This is a genomic window from Lysinibacillus sp. A1 (assembly GCF_000801965.1).
Lineage (GTDB): Bacteria > Bacillota > Bacilli > Bacillales_A > Planococcaceae > Lysinibacillus > Lysinibacillus fusiformis.
Genome location: NZ_JSZM01000011.1, coordinates 236,281 through 253,764, shown reverse-complemented (window position 1 = coordinate 253,764; position 17,484 = coordinate 236,281). Strand labels below are relative to the sequence as shown.

The 17,484-nt window shown below is 36.9% G+C and carries 16 protein-coding genes; 13 read left to right on the top strand and 3 right to left on the bottom strand.

Going from position 1 to position 17,484, the window contains the following annotated elements; all coding sequences use genetic code 11:
• Positions 1-41: 41 nt before the first annotated feature.
• Positions 42-164: a hypothetical protein gene (locus PI85_RS25040; protein WP_008178200.1), complete on the top strand. Its 123-nt coding sequence runs from the start codon at positions 42-44 to the stop codon at positions 162-164.
• Positions 165-208: 44 nt separating this feature from the next.
• On the opposite strand, the gene PI85_RS08980 is transcribed toward PI85_RS25040, so the two are convergent.
• Positions 209-796: a LysE family transporter gene (locus PI85_RS08980; protein ID WP_036126878.1), complete on the bottom strand. Its 588-nt coding sequence runs from the start codon at positions 794-796 to the stop codon at positions 209-211.
• A gap of 116 nt (positions 797-912) precedes the next feature.
• On the opposite strand from PI85_RS08980, the gene PI85_RS08975 reads away from it, so the two are divergent.
• Entirely contained in the window at positions 913-1,467 is a 555-nt protein-coding gene (locus PI85_RS08975; protein WP_036126877.1) for a helix-turn-helix domain-containing protein, read from the top strand.
• A 45-nt stretch (positions 1,468-1,512) separates the two neighbouring features.
• Here the strand turns inward: PI85_RS08975 and PI85_RS08970 are convergent, their stop codons facing one another.
• The gene (locus PI85_RS08970; protein WP_008178203.1) at positions 1,513-2,676 is read right to left on the bottom strand and encodes a PLP-dependent aminotransferase family protein; all 1,164 of its coding nucleotides are present in this window, start codon (positions 2,674-2,676) and stop codon (positions 1,513-1,515) included.
• Positions 2,677-2,805: 129 nt separating this feature from the next.
• On the opposite strand from PI85_RS08970, the gene PI85_RS08965 reads away from it, so the two are divergent.
• Complete coding sequence (locus PI85_RS08965; protein ID WP_036126875.1) at positions 2,806-4,203, top strand: PLP-dependent aminotransferase family protein; 1,398 nt, start codon at positions 2,806-2,808, stop codon at positions 4,201-4,203.
• Between the two features lie 595 nt (positions 4,204-4,798).
• On the opposite strand, the gene PI85_RS08960 is transcribed toward PI85_RS08965, so the two are convergent.
• Positions 4,799-5,344: a helix-turn-helix domain-containing protein gene (locus PI85_RS08960; protein WP_036126874.1), complete on the bottom strand. Its 546-nt coding sequence runs from the start codon at positions 5,342-5,344 to the stop codon at positions 4,799-4,801.
• A 149-nt stretch (positions 5,345-5,493) separates the two neighbouring features.
• Between PI85_RS08960 and PI85_RS08955 the strand changes: the two genes are divergently transcribed.
• From PI85_RS08955 to PI85_RS08910, 10 genes are all read left to right on the top strand, one after another.
• Positions 5,494-6,870, top strand: a complete 1,377-nt coding sequence (locus PI85_RS08955) for a D-serine ammonia-lyase (RefSeq protein WP_082011557.1) — start codon at positions 5,494-5,496, stop codon at positions 6,868-6,870.
• A gap of 296 nt (positions 6,871-7,166) precedes the next feature.
• The gene (locus tag PI85_RS08950) at positions 7,167-8,657 is read left to right on the top strand and encodes a M81 family metallopeptidase (protein WP_036126873.1); all 1,491 of its coding nucleotides are present in this window, start codon (positions 7,167-7,169) and stop codon (positions 8,655-8,657) included.
• A gap of 8 nt (positions 8,658-8,665) precedes the next feature.
• Positions 8,666-10,264 (top strand): ABC transporter substrate-binding protein, encoded by a 1,599-nt coding sequence (locus PI85_RS08945; RefSeq protein ID WP_036126871.1) that lies wholly within the window; start codon positions 8,666-8,668, stop codon positions 10,262-10,264.
• A 66-nt stretch (positions 10,265-10,330) separates the two neighbouring features.
• Positions 10,331-11,248: an ABC transporter permease gene (locus PI85_RS08940; RefSeq protein ID WP_036126869.1), complete on the top strand. Its 918-nt coding sequence runs from the start codon at positions 10,331-10,333 to the stop codon at positions 11,246-11,248.
• A gap of 17 nt (positions 11,249-11,265) precedes the next feature.
• Positions 11,266-12,180 carry an ABC transporter permease gene (locus PI85_RS08935; protein ID WP_036126867.1) on the top strand — a complete coding sequence of 305 codons (915 nt, stop codon included), beginning with the start codon at positions 11,266-11,268 and terminating at the stop codon, positions 12,178-12,180.
• Between the two features lie 19 nt (positions 12,181-12,199).
• The gene (locus PI85_RS08930) at positions 12,200-13,204 is read left to right on the top strand and encodes an ABC transporter ATP-binding protein (RefSeq protein WP_036126866.1); all 1,005 of its coding nucleotides are present in this window, start codon (positions 12,200-12,202) and stop codon (positions 13,202-13,204) included.
• Positions 13,201-14,199 (top strand): ABC transporter ATP-binding protein, encoded by a 999-nt coding sequence (locus PI85_RS08925; RefSeq protein ID WP_036126865.1) that lies wholly within the window; start codon positions 13,201-13,203, stop codon positions 14,197-14,199. The genes PI85_RS08930 and PI85_RS08925 overlap by 4 nt, the downstream gene beginning before the upstream one ends.
• 34 nt (positions 14,200-14,233) lie before the next feature.
• Positions 14,234-15,364, top strand: coding sequence for an o-succinylbenzoate synthase (gene menC, locus PI85_RS08920; protein ID WP_036126863.1), 1,131 nt, complete (start codon positions 14,234-14,236; stop codon positions 15,362-15,364).
• Between the two features lie 46 nt (positions 15,365-15,410).
• On the top strand, positions 15,411-16,253 hold the full coding sequence (locus PI85_RS08915) for a GNAT family N-acetyltransferase (protein ID WP_036126861.1): 843 nt from the start codon (positions 15,411-15,413) through the stop codon (positions 16,251-16,253).
• Positions 16,246-17,385, top strand: a complete 1,140-nt coding sequence (locus PI85_RS08910) for a M20 peptidase aminoacylase family protein (protein WP_036126858.1) — start codon at positions 16,246-16,248, stop codon at positions 17,383-17,385. The genes PI85_RS08915 and PI85_RS08910 overlap by 8 nt, the downstream gene beginning before the upstream one ends.
• Positions 17,386-17,484: the final 99 nt, after the last annotated feature.

Sequence of the window (17,484 nt, the reverse complement as noted above, 5' to 3'; positions counted from 1 at the left end):
ATTGTTATAGTACAAAAAAATAAGAGAAGGGAGCTTTTTACATGTGGGTTATTACAGTATTTGACAAAAAGGATGTTCGAATTTTTGAGTATGCAAACAAAAATGAGGCAACAGAGGCTTTGGCGAAATTCAAAAAGAATGCGGTTTTAACATATACAAAATAAAAGTTCTTTTTTACTACAGCCCTCGACAGTTGAGGGCTGTTTTTTTAATGTACAACAATTGAGAAGGCACTATACACAAGTAATAAAGCCATGATGATATTAAACAGTTGTCGATGCTGTTGCAATACCTTTTGGAAAACGGACCCACATAATGCCCAACTAAATGTACTAATGATCCCAATGAAGCCTAAAAAGAGGGAGAAAAGTAGATAGCTTATGTAGGAAGAATTATAAGGAAGGATGTAGGTAGCAACAACCGTAATTCCAAATAGTATTCCTTTTGGATTGATAAATTGTAAGAAGGTTCCTATAAAAAATAAGTTCCGTCTTTCTTCTACCTCATTACTTTCCTCCGGCTCTTTACTTGTCACAATTTTAAAGGCTAAGTATAGCATATAGCCGACACCAAAAATGGTTAAGGGCAATTTAATGGTCGGTAAAATATTTAGCATAACAATGTTGAAAAAGCTGCTCAGAGCAATAATAATAAAAAATCCAATTCCCACACCAAAGCAGAAGGGCAACGTTTTTGAGAAGCCATGCTGTTTGGCAAATACCATGGCCATAAAGTTGTTTGGGCCAGGAGTGAAGCTTGTAATCGTAATAAAAACTAGAAAGGAAAATATAGGCAAGGGCCATCACCACCTTTAATTTGTATGTTATAATGTCCGAAATAGACATTATAACGTTGTTTATTTTATTATACATAACGTACGTTATATTGTATATATTTAAAAGGAGATTAAATATGGATGATATTCAGCTGATTTTTGCTCGAAATTTAAAAGCTATTCGTGAGAGAGAGAAATTAAGCCTAGAGAAGGTATCACAACTAAGCGGGGTTAGTAAAGCCATGATTGGACAAATTGAAAGAGGGGAATCGAGCCCAACATTAACTACCATTTGGAAAATAGCTAATGGGTTAAAAGTTTCTTTCACAGAGCTTATTCATCAACCGCAGGCAGAGACAGAGCTCATCTTAGGCAAGGACATTCATGCATTAGAGGAAGATAACGGGAAATATATCGTCTACCCTCATTTTCCTTTTCAAAAGGATAGCCGCTTTGAAATTTATAGTATCGCGATAAAGGAGAATGGAACATTACACGCTGAGGCGCATAGAGAAGGAACGGAGGAATATTTAACCGTTTTTGATGGGGAATTAATCATTCGAATACAAGATAAGGACTATCCATTAGCAAGCGGTGATGCCATCCGTTTTAAAGCTGATCGCTCCCACACATATATCAACCCCGGAGAGACTTTAACACGTCTCAGCATGACCATCTACTATCCACATTAATAAACCGTATAAACGCCTTCAAAGCGTTTATACGGTTTCATTTTTTTACAGTATACTTGCTAAACGTTTAATACCCTCGCGGATTACTTCAGGTGTTGCATTTGTATAGTTTAAGCGCATTGTATTCACGTTCGTTTTCGATGTATAGAATGGATCACCCGGCACGAAGGCAACCTTTTGTTCCATCGCTTTATGGAATACATCAAGAGCTGGCGTACCATCCTTCATTGTTGCCCAAATGAACATGCCTCCCTCAGGTCGTGTGTACTCGACATGGGCAGGGAAAAACTCTTGCATCGCATCCAGCATCGCTTCTGATTGATTTTTATATAAGCTAATTATTTTATTAACATGCTCCGTGTAATCATTACTTGCTAAATAATCATAGATAACATATTGCGAGAAAATATTCGTATGAAGATCAGAAGCTTGCTTAGCTGTTTCGATATGCTGTAAAAGCTCTTTATTTTTTGTAATGATAAACCCAAGACGCATGCCAGGTGTGACCGTCTTAGAGAAAGAACCTAGTAAAATACTATTTTCTAATTTACCAGCGCCGATATAAGGAAGTGGCTCGCCTTGGAAACGTAGCTCCCCATAAGGATCATCCTCAATTAAAGCAACATCATACTTGGCAACCAATTCGTATATTTGCTCACGCTTTTCTTTCGAGTATGTGAGACCCGTTGGATTTTGGAAGTTTGGAACTGTGTAAATAAATTTTACATTTGGTTGTTGCAGGGCTTGCTCTAATTCTTCCAGATTAAGACCATCGTTTTCTAATGTTACCCCATGGAAGGTTGGTTCAGCTAATGTAAAGGCTTGTATAGCCCCTAAGTAACCAGGCTCTTCGATAATAATGCCATCGCCTTTATTAATAAGTACTTTACCAATTAATTCAAGTGCTTGCTGTGAACCTGTTGTAATAAAGACGTCGTCAGCATGGATATCAAGCCCGTGGACACGTTGATACTTCGCAGCAATGTACTCACGTAATGGTGCATAACCTTGTGTTGAAGAATATTGAAATAGGCGGCTACCATTTTTTGTGATAGCTTGATCTACTGATGCTCTTAATGCATCAATTGGGAAAGAGATTGGGTTTGGAAGCCCACCTGCAAAGGAAATGACATCCTCTGCATCTGTCACTTTCAAAATATTTCGAATAAATGAGGATGGCGTATTTAAGATTCTTTCAGAATATTGCATAATGATCGGTCCTTTTTTTCTGATTTTTTAAAAATTATATCATTGTCATCGGTTGCATACAATATTATCATTGTATGCAAGACAATTAAACTATTGTATGCAAATTAATAGAAAGAAGGCGCTTTGCGAATGCCTATTAATTCATTTGATGCGTATCCTATGATTTGGAAGCCAGATATTAGTAATAGCACGGCTCCATTATATATAGCCATTGCACAACAGCTAGAGGAAGACATTAAAGAAGGAAAGCTAACGCCAGGAACAAAATTGCCACCACAACGTGAATTAGCTGATTTTTTAGATGTGAATTTAAGCACGATTACACGTGCATTTAAGCTCTGTGGACAAAAGGGATTAATATATGCCTCGATTGGTAGTGGCACATTTGTTTCAACGGATGCAGCTAGCAATAAAATTTTATTACCAACAAACCGTACGACACCGATCATTGAAATGGGCTCTGTACTACCAGATAACTTTGTCAATGAGGACATTACTCGTTATATGAAAAAAATGGTAGGTGAACCTAGCTTTCCTAAACTATTTCAATATGGGCGACCTGAGGGGAACGCTTGGCAAAATGAGGCCGTGCTCAAGCTCTTCGAATGGGTAAATTTTCAAACAGATCAGCCCATTTTGCTTGGAGCTGGTGGACAAAATGCCATTGTTGGAACACTTGCGGCATTATTCCAGCCAGGCGATCGAATTGGGACAGATCCTATAACTTACGCGGGAATGAAAACTGCTGCCAATATGCTAGGTATTCAGCTTGTCGCTATACAACAATGCCAGGGTGAGATGACAAAAGAAGGACTGCTGTATGCTTGTAAAAATGAACATATTAAAGGCATTTATGTCATCCCTGATTTTCATAATCCAACTACACATACCATGTCGGTAGAAACCAGAAAAATGATCGCAGAAGTAGCAAGACAGAAAAATTTGCTTGTCATTGAGGATGCAATTTATAGCTTTCTTAAGGAAAAACCATATGCTCCGATTGCTTCCTATGCACCTGATAAAGTGATCTATATTGCTAGTCTGTCGAAAACGATCTCACCAGGATTGCGACTATCCTTTATTGTCACACCTCCTGCACTTCGTAAAAAAATAATGGAGACTCTCTATAATATCAATATATCAGTCTCTCCAATTATGCTAGAGCTTGCAGCAAGATTGATACATGAAGGGGTCGCGCAAACCATATTGGAAAAACATCGAGCATACGCAAAACAACAAAATGCCCTTGTTAATCATTATTTAGCAGAGTATCACATTTTAGGTGATGAGGAATGTATTTTCAGATGGCTCCTATTGCCAGACAAATTTACAGGCGTACAATTTGAATTGCTTGCCTCGAAAGCGGGTGTACAGGTCTACGCTGCAGAACGCTTTACAGTCGGCAATGCAAAGCCAGTGAATGCTGTGCGTATGGCTATAGCAGCTCCAGAGTATCAGCTGGAGCAAGCATTAATAATTTTAAAGGATATTCTCGAAAGTGATGGTGACTATGTATTTGTTGATTAATCGTCTTTAAGTCATAGAAAGAGGTGCAGAGATATGAATGAAGATTGCGTGATTCTTAGGTGGGCAAGTCTATTGCAATTGTAGGAAACCTAAAATTTTGTAAGCGTACTAAATATTACACAACTATGATTAACCATGAGGGAAAAATATAAAAGTCCGTAGACAAACTCTTAAAATGTTAAGTTTGTCTATGGACTCATTTATGTATGGACAGCCAGTCTTAAAAATCTAGCCTATAATAATATTCATGAGTTGTCATGTCCCCTGTAAAAGTGTTTATTTTCCCAGTAAACGTAACCGATAGGATGTATATAATTTTTTCGCTATGTCCATACATAAAGAAACCTATTAAAACCTCATTATTATAATTTGATGAATACTTAGATTCCGCTAAAAATACAGCATTACTACATATAAATTCTTCGTACAATGTTAATTTGACATCTTTGTTACTTGTTAACTCACAAACCTCCATATAATTTCTTTGGTAATTTCTCTATTTGAAATCACCATGCTAACTCCTTCTATATTCAAATTTGTATAGGTGGGACAAAAATATTATTTATTTGTATTCATACATATCTCTTTCAATGTTTTAAAAAATAGGAGGAGTAACAGAAAATAATACAACTGCCACTGTATGAGAATTATTTTCCCATTTATGCTTCAAATTTGCTGGTATTTTCACACTATCACCAACTTCTAAAAGATATTCTTCCTCACCCAAATAAATTTTTATGCTTCCTTCTATAATAACTGCTATTTCCTCGCCTCTATGATCCAAAAGTTTCTCTGAAGAAGACGTATAGGGGGGAACGGTCATAATGGCTGACGCCAAATTACCTGTGAAATCGGGTGATAATAACTCATAGGACAAGTTATCTATAATCATTTTCTTACGTTTATTGGATCTTACTACTAAAGCCTCGGTGTTTGTTTCTTCCATAAAAAAGCTAAATGTTGGAACATCTAAAGTTTTTGCTAAGACTTTTAATGTTTGAATGGATGGATTCGCTAGACCCCGTTCAATTTGGCTTAACATGGAAGGGGTAATGCCAGCTAAAGCTGCTAATTCTCTATTGGTCAAATCCTTCATTTTTCGGTATTTCTCAACTTTCTTTCCAATATCAAAATTCTCCATTTTGAAACTCCTATCGTATGAATTAAAAATTATTTAACGTTATTAAATTTTATTTAACAGAAACGACAATTATGTTAAACTTTATTAAATATTATTTAATTATATTTTATAACTAGAACTACTACAAGAAAAATGGGGGGATCAGCTAGATGATGAAAAAAGATATGCAAATATGGAAAGAACAATATCCATTATTCGATAAGCTTACAGGAATGGAGGAAGTATTTTGGATAAATCCGAATATGGAGATTTTCCAATCAGGAATTAAAAAATCCCCTCTGAACGAAGCGGATGTAAGGGATGCGGAGGAAAGGTTGGTACGCTTCGCTCCATATATCGCGAAGGTTTTCCCTGAAACGGAAGGAACGGCGGGAATGATTGAATCTCCTCTAGTGGATGTTCCTGCCATGAAGCAATCCTTACAGAATACTTTTCAGCAGCCGATTTTAGGTGATTTATTACTGAAATGTGATAGTCATCTTCCTATATCTGGATCTATCAAAGCTAGAGGGGGGATTTATGAAATTCTCAAACATGCAGAGAATTTAGCTATTCAACATAATTTGTTAACGGTCGATGATGATTATTCAATTTTGGCTAGTGAGAAGTTCCGATCTTTCTTCTCACACTATTCTATTGCAGTAGGCTCAACTGGGAATCTAGGGCTGAGTATCGGTATTATAAGCTCAAAATTAGGTTTTAATGTGACTGTTCACATGTCAGCAGATGCCAAGCAATGGAAAAAGGACTTGCTCAGAAATAGTCATGTCACGGTTATTGAATATGAAGCTGATTATAGTAAAGCAGTGGAAGAAGGTCGAATTCAGGCAGAAAAGGACCCAACATGCTATTTTGTGGATGATGAAAATTCACATGATTTATTTTTAGGCTATGCAGTAGCTGCGTCACGCTTAAAAAAACAATTAGATGATCTGAATATAACGATAGATAAACATCATCCGTTAATGGTTTACCTTCCATGCGGTGTAGGTGGAGGTCCAGGGGGGATTGCTTTTGGCTTGAAGCTATTGTTTGAAGATAATGTTCACTGTTTCTTTGCTGAACCTACTCACTCTCCTTGTATGCTACTCGGTTTAATGACAGGACTGCATGATCAAGTTTCTGTGCAAGAGATTGGCATTGATAATGTAACAGAGGCAGATGGACTTGCTGTAGGAAGACCCTCTGGATTTGTTGGTAAGACCATAGAACCTTTTTTAAGTGGTAATTTTACGGTCAACGATGAACAATTGTATAGGTTACTAAAGGAGCTTGTCGACACTGAAGGCATTCATTTAGAACCATCAGCACTAGCTGGTATGTTAGGACCAATAAAATTATATAAAGAGGGCGCTGATTATTTAAGCAAGCTTCATTTAACAGAACAAATAATGAAAAACAGTACACATATTGTTTGGGGAACTGGGGGGAGCATGGTTCCGGAAGATATCATGAATCAATATTATCAAAAAGGTTTGAAGTTGGCGCTAGAAAACAAAATTGATGGACCAGACATAGTTTCTTGATGAGAAAATGCTGGGCCTTTTCTATACAAATAAGCAATTTTTTTGCAACTGAATATGGCGATCGCTATGTCCAGTTGCTTTTTTTAGATTTATCGGGACAAGAGTCGGTAGATTGTTGTCCTGTTTTGATGATAGCGCTGACTGAACAGGTACACGTATAAAAAATCTGAAATTTTAGAAAAAATAAATAACTATATTGACAACTTTGCCCAAAATCAATATGATTAAAAAAATAAAACATTTACTTTATTTTTGTTTTATTTTAAAGTAAATACTTCAAAAGGGTGGGTAAAATAATGAAAATCTTGATAGGCGAAATTGCACATGAGACAAACACGTTTGCTAATGAGAAAACAACTGTTGAGTCGTTTAAGGAATGGGAATGGATTCATGGCGACGAGATCTTACAGAAACATCGTAATGTAAGAGATTACTTAGGTGGAATGATGGAACGAGCTGAAGAAACAGGAGTAGAAATAATTCCTTTATTTTCAGCATTTGCCATGCCTTCTGGAGTTATAACAAAAGAAACCTACAATGTGCTTCTTCAGGAGTTAACGAATTCAATTAAAGCTGTGAAAGAGTATGATGCCATTTGTCTTGCACTTCATGGTGCTGGTGTCGCGGAAGACGTTGATGATCTTGAAGGCGGTATATTATCGGCTATTAGAGAAGTTGTTGGGTATAAAATTCCTGTTGTCGTCACGCTAGACCTACACGGAAATATAACGGATCGGATGGTCCAAGAAGCAGATGTTCTATTGGGCGTTAATTTTTACCCACATGTTGATTGTTTTGAAAGAGGAATCGAGGCAATCGATATTACACGAAAAATTCTTTCAGGTGAGCTTCAACCAAAAATGAGCCTAAAAAAACTCCCACTTATGATTCCTACATCTACTACAAATTTACCACCAGCAAAAAATATCAATGAACTGTGCTGGGCACATGAAGTAAATGAAAAAATTATTGATTGCACATTCTTTCATGGCTTTCCTTACACGAATATACCTGAAGTTGGCGTTTCGGTGGTGACCGTCACTAATAATGATCAGGAGCTTGCAGATCAAACTGCAGAAGAAATCGCTTTGGAGATTTGGAATACAAAAGAGATGTTTTTTCCAGACATTATTAATCCAGATGAAGGCATTAAAAGAGCACTAAAAATAGAAGGAAAGCCAATTGTCATTAACGAAACTTCAGACAATCCTGGAGGGGGTACGCCAGGTGATGGAACTCATTTACTTTCAGCCATGATAAACGCAGATCTTAAAAATGCATGTTTCAGTTTTATTTATGACCCTGAAGTAGTGAATATTGCTCATAATAGTGGAGTAGGAGCAACAATCGATGTATTACTAGGTGGCAAAACAGATGATTTACACGGAAAGCCGCTCAAGGTTACTGCTTATGTTAAAACTCTTGCAGATGGCCGATTTATCCAGTCTTCTCTGATGGGAAAAGGTGCAAAAGTAGATTATGGTAAATCTGCGAGGTTAGTAGTTGGCGACATTGATATTGTTGTTTGTTCCAAAAGGTCCCAAACACTGGATGAACAAATCTTTTTATTACACGGGATTGATATTAAGTCCTACAAAATTGTCGCTTTAAAATCAAGTCAGCATTTCCGTGCCGGATTTGAACCCTTAGCCCATACAATCATTACCGTTGACTCACCTGGGTTATCAAGTTTCAATCTGTTTTCTTTTGACCATACAAGACTTGCAAAAGAAGTTTATCCTTTTAAAAAAGATGTTGAATTTTTACAGAAAGATAAAGTTAAGTAAAGGGGAGGATGAAGGTGAAAAAGAAAACCAGCGGAATTAAATGTATCGTTATGGTAATGATTATGGTTATTTTAGCAGGCTGTACCCCAGATTCAAATGAACAAAGTTCTGGAAATAGCGATAGCAAATCAAAGAACACATTAGTCATCTCTTCTGTTCGTGAGCCGGATACCATTGATGTCCATAAAACAACTTGGGTTGATAATTCAACAGCTAATATTTATGACACATTGTTAAAAAGAGACCTGGAGGGAAATATAATACCTGGTCTTGTTGAAAAATATGACATTTCAGATGATGGTAAAATATGGACTCTTTATTTAGATGGAAATGTCAAGTTCCATTCTGGGGAACCGCTCACTGCTGAAGTGGTTAAAAAGACGTTTGAAAGGTTCCTTCAAAATTCGGCTGTCAAATTTATAGCTGGACCAATAGACAAAATAGAAGCCGATGGACAGAAATTAATGGTTTATTTCACAGAGCCCTTTGCACCTTTTGCTAGTGGATTAACTACTGCGTATTTAGCACCGATGGATCCTAAATCACTTGAAGAGTACGGTGAGGATTTTGGAAAAAAACCTTCAGCTTCAGGAATATTTAAATTTGAGGAAAGAGTACGTGGATCTTCTATTACTTACGTGAAAAATGATGATTATAATTGGGGTCCTCCTTTTGTAGATAATAAGAGTGCCCCAGGTTTTGATAAATATGAATTCCGTTTTATCACGGATGACGATACTAGAGTGCTAGAATTTAAGAAAGGTACCACACAGATTATGACCAGTGTGCCACCAAATTATATTAAAGAGCTTGAAGCAACAGAAGGTGTGAAAATTGATAGTATGTTGGAACAAGGCATAACATACTTGGGCTTCAATAATAAAAAGCCAATGTTCCAAGACAAACGTGTTAGACAAGCGATCGCACTAGGTATCAATCGTGATCCACTCGTAGAATTTGCCTTGGAAGGCTATGCAAAACCGCTCTTTGGTCCACTGCCTCAAAGCATCCCTGGATATAGTAAGAAAGTTGAAGGAGAGGCAGCACAAAAATACACGCAAAATGTGGAAAAAGCTAAATTGTTGCTAGAAGAAGCTGGGTGGAAAGACACAAATGGAGATGGAATAGTTGAGAAGGACGGAAAGCCTTTCTCATTTGAATTATGGTTATCTGATGAGCCAGTCATGCAAAGAATTGCCCAAATTCTGCAAGGCCAATTAAAAGAGATTGGGATTTTAGTTAATATTTCGGTTCAAGAGCCAGCGGCAATTACTGCAAACACACCAAAGGGGTTACATGATGCAATTCTAAATATGTATGGATGGTCAGATCCAGATATCTTATACATGCTTTTTGGAAAAGGAAGCTCATTAAGAATGCATTACGAACCTGTGGAATTAAACAATTTACTCACGAAAGCACGTCAGACGATGGATACGGATGAGCGGATGAAAATTTATGAACAGGCGCAGCAATTCCTTGTGGAAGAGTCTCCTTGGGTTCCGTTATTTGTACGTGAAAATGTAACCGCTTACCGTGACATTAATGGATTTAAACAAAATCCTTACTCACAATCAATTATTTTCAATGATATCACTTCGAAATAAAAATTAACCTGTAAAGTTAGGGACCACTCATCGCTAACTGCCTTATTAAAAGGGGGGGATTAAAACTTGTCTAAATATATTTTGAATCGAACTCTTTCAATGGTTATTACTCTAATTGGTGTATCAATTTTAGTCTTTTTGATGATGCATTTCATACCGGGTGATCCCGTAACTTATATTCTAGGAGACTTTGCTTCAGAAGAGGCCATAGTTGAAATGAAAAAGACTTTAGGTTTAGACCAACCGCTTTTTATTCAATACATTGATTACATTAAAAATGTGTTACAAGGGAACTTAGGGACTTCCTATATTACGGGCTTGACAGTGGGTGAAGAGATTATGGCTCGCTTTCCTATTACAGTACAACTAGCACTGTATAGTTTAATCATTGGATCCGTAATTGGAATTTTAATGGGTATTTTAGCAGCAGTGAAACAAAACACAATCTTTGACCAGCTAGCTATGGTGATTTCCTTAATAGGAATATCTGCACCAGGTTTTTGGATAGCATTATTTTTAATTTGGATGTTTTCCTACCAATTCAATATTTTCCCTATTTCTGGATATCAAGGGTTTTACTCATTAATTTTGCCATCTATAACACTGGGTTTAGGCTCAGCTGGCAATATAGCAAGAATGACGAGGTCTAGCATGCTTGAAGTTATTAAACAAGATTTTATGAGAACGGCTCAAGCTAAAGGGCTTGCCATGATTCCTATGATTTTTAAGCATGCCCTCCAAAATGCGATGATTCCAGTTATTACTTTAATTGGTCTACAGTTTGGTTTTCTATTAGCAGGTGCAGTAGTCATAGAAACGGTATTTGCACTACCGGGATTAGGGAGTTTTTCAATTGAAGCCATTACTAAAAGGGATTTGCCAACCGTACAAGGGCTAGTTCTATTTATGGCATTTCTTTTTATTATAACTAATATGATCGTGGATCTCGTTTACAGTCTAATAGATCCTCGTATTAAGTATTAGAAAGGGAGGCAAGTATTTTGAGTAGTTCAGCTCCTAAACTTACAGATTCAGAAACTAAATTCAATCCTCCTAACAATAAAGATTCTGAAGCAAAGTCTAAAACTTACTGGTCGATCGTGGGGAAAAGAATAATAACTAACAAAAGTGCTGTTAGTGGGGCCTTTATCTTATTGTTCTTCGTATCGATATCCTTACTTGCTCCTTGGATAGCTCCACATCCAGTTGACGTCATGAATTTCGAACAAAGGTTTTTACCTCCAGGAGGACAATATTTTTTAGGGACAGATGATTTTGGGAGAGATATATTTTCAAGAATATTATATGGTGGTCGGGTTTCCTTAATGATGGGGCTTGTTGCAGTGCTAATCGCAGGTGTTATCGGTGTCATTTTAGGAGTGATAGCAGGCTATTATCGTAAACTTGATATTTATATTATGCAGGTTATGGATATTTTACTGGCTTTTCCTTCACTCCTTCTTGCCATCGCTATTATTGCTGTACTTGGGGTCGGATTAACGAACGCGATGATCGCAGTCGCAATTTCGGCAATACCTTCATATGTAAGGGTGGTTCGAGGATCAGTTTTATCAATAAGAGAAAAAGAATATATAGAGGCAGTTAAGGCCCTTGGCGTTTCAGATTTTAAAATCATTGTAAAGCACGTATTTCCAAACGTCTTATCACCCGTCATTGTTTTATCCAGCTTACAATTTGGAACTAGTATTCTAGTAGCTGCAGCGTTAAGTTTCTTGGGGCTCGGTGCTCAGCCTCCAACTCCTGAATGGGGTTCGATGGCTTACGTCGGGAAAGCCTTTTTAGGGCAGGCTTGGTGGATGTCTCTATTCCCTGGTTTGGCTATTATGTTAGTCGTCCTCGGTTTTAATCTGCTAGGTGATGGATTACGTGACGCACTAGATCCAAGGCAAAAATAACTGCTTGGGAGTGAAAAATATGGGAACGGATCTCGTAAAAGATGAAGCCCTTCTGAGAGTGGAAGACCTTTCTATTAAATTTAAAACAGGGAAGAAAGATTTTGTCAATGCGGTGAGTCAGGTGAATTTTACTATTAATAAAGGTGAAACACTTGCTTTGGTGGGGGAATCTGGATGTGGTAAAAGTGTTACGTCCCTTTCCATCATGAGATTAATCTCAAATAGTGTTGGTGAAATTGATGGGAAAATTCTTTTTAAAGATATGGATTTTAATCAAGTATCTGAAAAGAAAATGCGTTCGATTCGAGGGAAAGACGTTTCTATGATATTCCAGGAGCCTATGACATCCTTAAATCCTGTTCATAGAATTGGCAGGCAAATTAGTGAGGTTCTTAAGCTTCATACAGATATCTCAGGAGACGAATTAAAAAAGCAAACGGTAGATATATTAAAAAAGGTTGGAATTCCACGTCCAGAAAAGATTGTTCACGAATATCCTCATCAGCTTTCTGGAGGAATGAGACAAAGGATCATGATTGCGATGGCGATGGCTTGCAATCCTAGCCTATTAATTGCAGATGAGCCGACAACAGCATTAGATGTTACTATACAAGCCCAGATTCTAGACTTAATGAATGATCTCAAAGCTAACTATGATACAGCTATACTATTAATCACTCATGATTTAGGTGTTGTAGCAGAAATGGCTGATCGGGTTATGGTCATGTATTATGGACAAATTGTTGAAGAGGCCCATGTGAAAGCAATCTATAAAAATCCACAACATCCTTATACTATTGGTCTATTAAATTCTATTCCTAGTCTTGAAGATGAGCAGGATAAGCTGCAACCAATTGAAGGCAATGTACCTAATATCGGAGAAGTAACGAAAGGATGTCCTTTCTTTTCTCGATGCGCCCAAGCTCATTCAAAATGTTTTGAAAGCAACCCACCTCTCATAAAAACGAATAACGAACACTCCGTTAGATGTTGGCTATATAGTAAGGAGGAGGTATTCGCATGAGCGAAGTATTGCTAGAAGTTCAAAATCTTAAAACCTATTTTCCAATCAATAAAAGTTTTTTTTCAAAAAATAAAGACTATGTGAAAGCTGTTGATGGTGTTACTTTCAAGCTATTTAAAGGAGAAACATTAGGAATTGTTGGTGAAAGTGGCTGTGGCAAGTCTACAACTGGAAGAAGTATTTTAAAATTAATTGAACCAACGAGTGGCAACATCCTATTTGAAGGCAAGGATGTTCTAAGCTTGAGCAAGCAGGAATTGAGAAAGCTCAGAAAACAAATGCAAATTGTTTTCCAAGATCCATTTGCTTCTTTAAATCCTCGCCTACGAATCTCTTCTATTTTAGAAGAAGCACTATTAACACATGGAATAGGAGCGACTAAAAAAGAAAGAAGACAGAAAGTAATAGAGATTCTGCAAATGGTAGGGTTAGGTGCTTTTCATGCAGATCGTTATCCTCATGAATTTAGTGGAGGGCAAAGACAAAGAATTGGAATCGCCCGAGCAATCGCGGTTGGCCCTTCACTTATCATAGCAGATGAGCCAGTTTCCGCCTTAGATGTATCTGTACAGGCACAAATACTTAACCTGTTTCAAAGCCTTCAGAAAGAATTAGAACTAACATATATTTTTATTGCTCATGATTTAAGTGTTGTAAAACACATTAGTGACAGAATTGGAGTCATGTATCTAGGGAGAATGGTAGAGTTTGCCGATAAAAACCAATTATTTGCTGACCCTCTTCATCCATATACAAAGTCCCTTATGTCTTCTGTTCCTATCCCAAATCCTGAAAGTGAAAAAAAAGACCGGATCATTTTAACTGGTGATGTTCCAAATCCGGTAAATCCTCCTCTTGGTTGTACTTTCCATCCACGGTGCTTCGCATGTATGGAGGTTTGTAGGACAAAAAAACCTCGAAACATAGAAGTTAAACCGGGACATTTTGTAGCTTGTCATTTGTTTGAGCCAGAAAGAATGGTAGTAAGAGACTAAAAGTAATTTAATATAAAAAGGAAGGTATTACTAAATGGAAATAAATAAAATTTCGTTACAAAGAATTAAATTACCCTTAAAATCTTCGTTTGAAACTAGCTTCGGTAAAGTGACTGAAAAGGATATTATCATCGTAAAGGTCCATAGTGGAGATAAAGTTGGTTTTGCTGAAAGCGTCGCGATGCCTTTTCCTATCTACAATGAAGAGACTACAGGTACAGTATGGCACATGCTTGAAACTTACTTAATTCCAAAGCTATTAGAAAATGAAATTAAAGAGCCCAAAGATTTCTCAGAATTATTTTCCTATATACGTAGAAATAATATGGCAAAAGCAGCACTTGAAATGGCCATTTGGGATTTATATAGCAAGCAAAAAGGACAAACGCTATCTACCGCATTAGGAGGGAATCGCTCCGAGATTGAAGTGGGCGTAAGCATTGGAATTGAAAATAACATAGAAACACTATTAAACAAGGTGGCAGGCTTTTTAGAGGATGGCTACAAAAAGATTAAGGTGAAAATTAAACCTGGCTGGGACATCAAACCTTTAGAGGCTATTCGGAAAAAGTTTGGAGAACAAATTCCACTAATGGCGGATGCTAATTCTTGCTACAGTCTGGATGATTTACAACTATTAAAAGAATTAGATCAGTTTCATTTAATGATGGTTGAACAGCCGTTAGCTCATGACGACATTATAGATCACGCAAAATTACAGGACGCATTAACAACACCTATTTGTCTAGATGAAAGTATACATTCAGTAGAGGACGCAAGAAAGGCTATTGAAATTAATGCATGTAAAATTATTAATATTAAGGTTGGTCGTGTAGGAGGGCTATTCGAAGCAGTTAGAATGCACAATTTGTGTGAGGAAAATAACATTCCTGTATGGTGTGGGGGAATGCTTGAAACTGGGATAGGTAGGGCTCATAACATCGCAATCGCTTCATTAAGTAACTTTAGTATTCCAGGTGATACATCTGCTTCTAGTCGTTATTTTGATAAAGATATCATTTTACCAGAAGTAAAACTTTCAAAGGCTGGGACTATTATTGTTCCAGAACAACTTGGCATTGGTTTTGAGGTTAACCAGGAATTCATTGATCAACTTACAGTGAATCAGAAAGAGTTTATGAGAGATAAAATAAAGTTCTACTAAATGATTTTCAAGTTGATTATTTCATGATGAATGGAGGGATTTACCCATGGTTTTCACACAACCAATCATCTATAAAAGTATTATAGGTCTAAAGGAAATACAAGATGTGGTCTGTTTTCAAGAAGATATTTGGGATAAAGATGTAGTAACGCCTCTTCCGCAGCTTGTTGCTGCAACTCACAATGGGGGAAACATCGTTGGAGCGTTTAAAGAAGGTGAATTAATTGGGTTTTCATACGGTTTTTCTGGCTTTAAGAATGGGGAAGAATATTTAATCTCTCATATGACTGGCGTCCATAGTAAGTACCGAAATTATGGGATCGGATTACAGCTAAAACTAAAGCAAAGGGAGTGGGCAGTAGATTACGGCTATCAAAAAATTGTATGGACTTTTGATCCTTTAGAAGCCAAAAATGCATACTTTAATCTTAATAAGCTAGGAGCATATTCCCAAACGTACTATCCTTCTTATTATGGTGAAATGAGCGATAAACTGAATAAAGGCCTACCATCTGATCGTTTTTTAGTCGAATGGGATATTTGTTCGAACCGAGTAACGAATGCACTTTCTGGTGTAGTCAAAAAGGATACATTGGTTAATCACTATAAGTCGCTTCTGTCATATAGTGATAATGGGAATATTCCATATCCTGATGAGATAGAATCAATCAAGAATGAAGAGGGGTATTTAATACCTGTTCCAGCTAATTTTCAAATTTTGAAACAAGAGGATTTTGAAGCGGCGAAGGCTTGGAGGTATAAGTTGAGAGATGCAGTAAATGATGCTTTCTCAAAAGGGTTTGTAGTAACTGGAATGTTAAAAAAAAATTTAGCTAACATTCATTTTTATGTTATTGAAAATAAATCCATGGAGCCTCTATATGATTGAACAAATCAAAAAGTGGGTTGATGAGAATAAAGAGTTAATAAAATCAACATATCATCATTTTCATTGTAATGCGGAAATTAGTTGGAAAGAAAAAGAGACAACGGATTACTTATGTAAGCAATTCGAATATTTGAAAATACCTTTTGAGAGATTTGAGGAGCATACCGGAGTTGTTGGATATTGGGGAAATGAAAAACTTGGTCCAACCATTGGAATTAGAGCAGACATTGATGCGTTATGGCAGCTGGTCGACGGTGAATGGAAAGCCAATCATTCCTGTGGTCATGATGCTCATATGACAATGGTCCTTCTTTCTATTTCTTGTCTAAAGAAATTAGGTTTTCAACCTAGGGGTCTTATTAAAATTATTTTTCAGCCAGCTGAGGAATCCGGTTTAGGGGCTAAGGCTCTAATAGATAGAGGCGTTATGGATGATGTTGATTGTTTACTGGGGATACATGTACGTCCCATTCAAGAATTAAAATTTGGCCAAGCATCTCCTGCCATCTATCATGGCGCGACAACACTATTGAAAGGGAAGATTCATGGAATTCAAGCTCATGGTTCACGACCAAATCTAGGAATAAATGTTGTTGATTCACTTGGAGCCATTATTCAGGCTGTTAACTCAGTTAAAACAGATCCGACACTATCTTCATCTGTCAAAATAACCATGGTTCAGGCAGGTGGAAACAATATTAATATCATTCCCGATTATGCTGAATTTGGCATTGATGTCCGTGCACAACAGAACTATGTTATGGAAGATTTACTTAAAAAGGTAGAAAATGCGGTTCTTTCTTCGGGCTCAGCCAATGGGGCAATAGTTGAAATAAAGACACTAGCATCAATGATTGCTGCGGAACCTAGTGTACAGCTTGAGGAACTAGTGGGAGAAGCTATTATTGAAGCTCTAGGGAATGACGCAATCGCTGCTCCAGTCATTACTCCTGGAGGGGAAGATTTCCATTTTTATAAAAAGTATTTTCCTCATATTAAAGCTACAATGATTGGACTTGGAACCGATTTACAGCCTGGACTGCACCATCCTCATATGAATTTTAACTTAGATGCTTTGCAAAATGGTGTAAAAATACTTGCTATGACGACCATTAAATTATTTAAACCTTAGTATTAGTGAAAATTAGTAGAAGAGACTAGATTAGAATATTGCGAAAATATTTTTCTGAATAATTACAATAGTGAAATATCTATTATTAATAAGGAGTGA

Coding starts and splice junctions, on each gene's coding strand:
- PI85_RS08970 (WP_008178203.1), bottom strand. CDS start 2,676: ATGCAATATTCTGAAAGAATCTTAAATACGCCATCCTCATTTATTCGA.
- PI85_RS08950 (WP_036126873.1), top strand. CDS start 7,167: ATGAAAATCTTGATAGGCGAAATTGCACATGAGACAAACACGTTTGCT.
- PI85_RS08965 (WP_036126875.1), top strand. CDS start 2,806: ATGCCTATTAATTCATTTGATGCGTATCCTATGATTTGGAAGCCAGAT.
- PI85_RS08945 (WP_036126871.1), top strand. CDS start 8,666: ATGAAGGTGAAAAAGAAAACCAGCGGAATTAAATGTATCGTTATGGTA.
- PI85_RS08915 (WP_036126861.1), top strand. CDS start 15,411: ATGGTTTTCACACAACCAATCATCTATAAAAGTATTATAGGTCTAAAG.
- menC (WP_036126863.1), top strand. CDS start 14,234: ATGGAAATAAATAAAATTTCGTTACAAAGAATTAAATTACCCTTAAAA.
- PI85_RS08960 (WP_036126874.1), bottom strand. CDS start 5,344: ATGGAGAATTTTGATATTGGAAAGAAAGTTGAGAAATACCGAAAAATG.
- PI85_RS08930 (WP_036126866.1), top strand. CDS start 12,200: ATGGGAACGGATCTCGTAAAAGATGAAGCCCTTCTGAGAGTGGAAGAC.
- PI85_RS08925 (WP_036126865.1), top strand. CDS start 13,201: ATGAGCGAAGTATTGCTAGAAGTTCAAAATCTTAAAACCTATTTTCCA.
- PI85_RS08910 (WP_036126858.1), top strand. CDS start 16,246: ATGATTGAACAAATCAAAAAGTGGGTTGATGAGAATAAAGAGTTAATA.
- PI85_RS08955 (WP_082011557.1), top strand. CDS start 5,494: ATGATGAAAAAAGATATGCAAATATGGAAAGAACAATATCCATTATTC.
- PI85_RS08975 (WP_036126877.1), top strand. CDS start 913: ATGGATGATATTCAGCTGATTTTTGCTCGAAATTTAAAAGCTATTCGT.
- PI85_RS25040 (WP_008178200.1), top strand. CDS start 42: ATGTGGGTTATTACAGTATTTGACAAAAAGGATGTTCGAATTTTTGAG.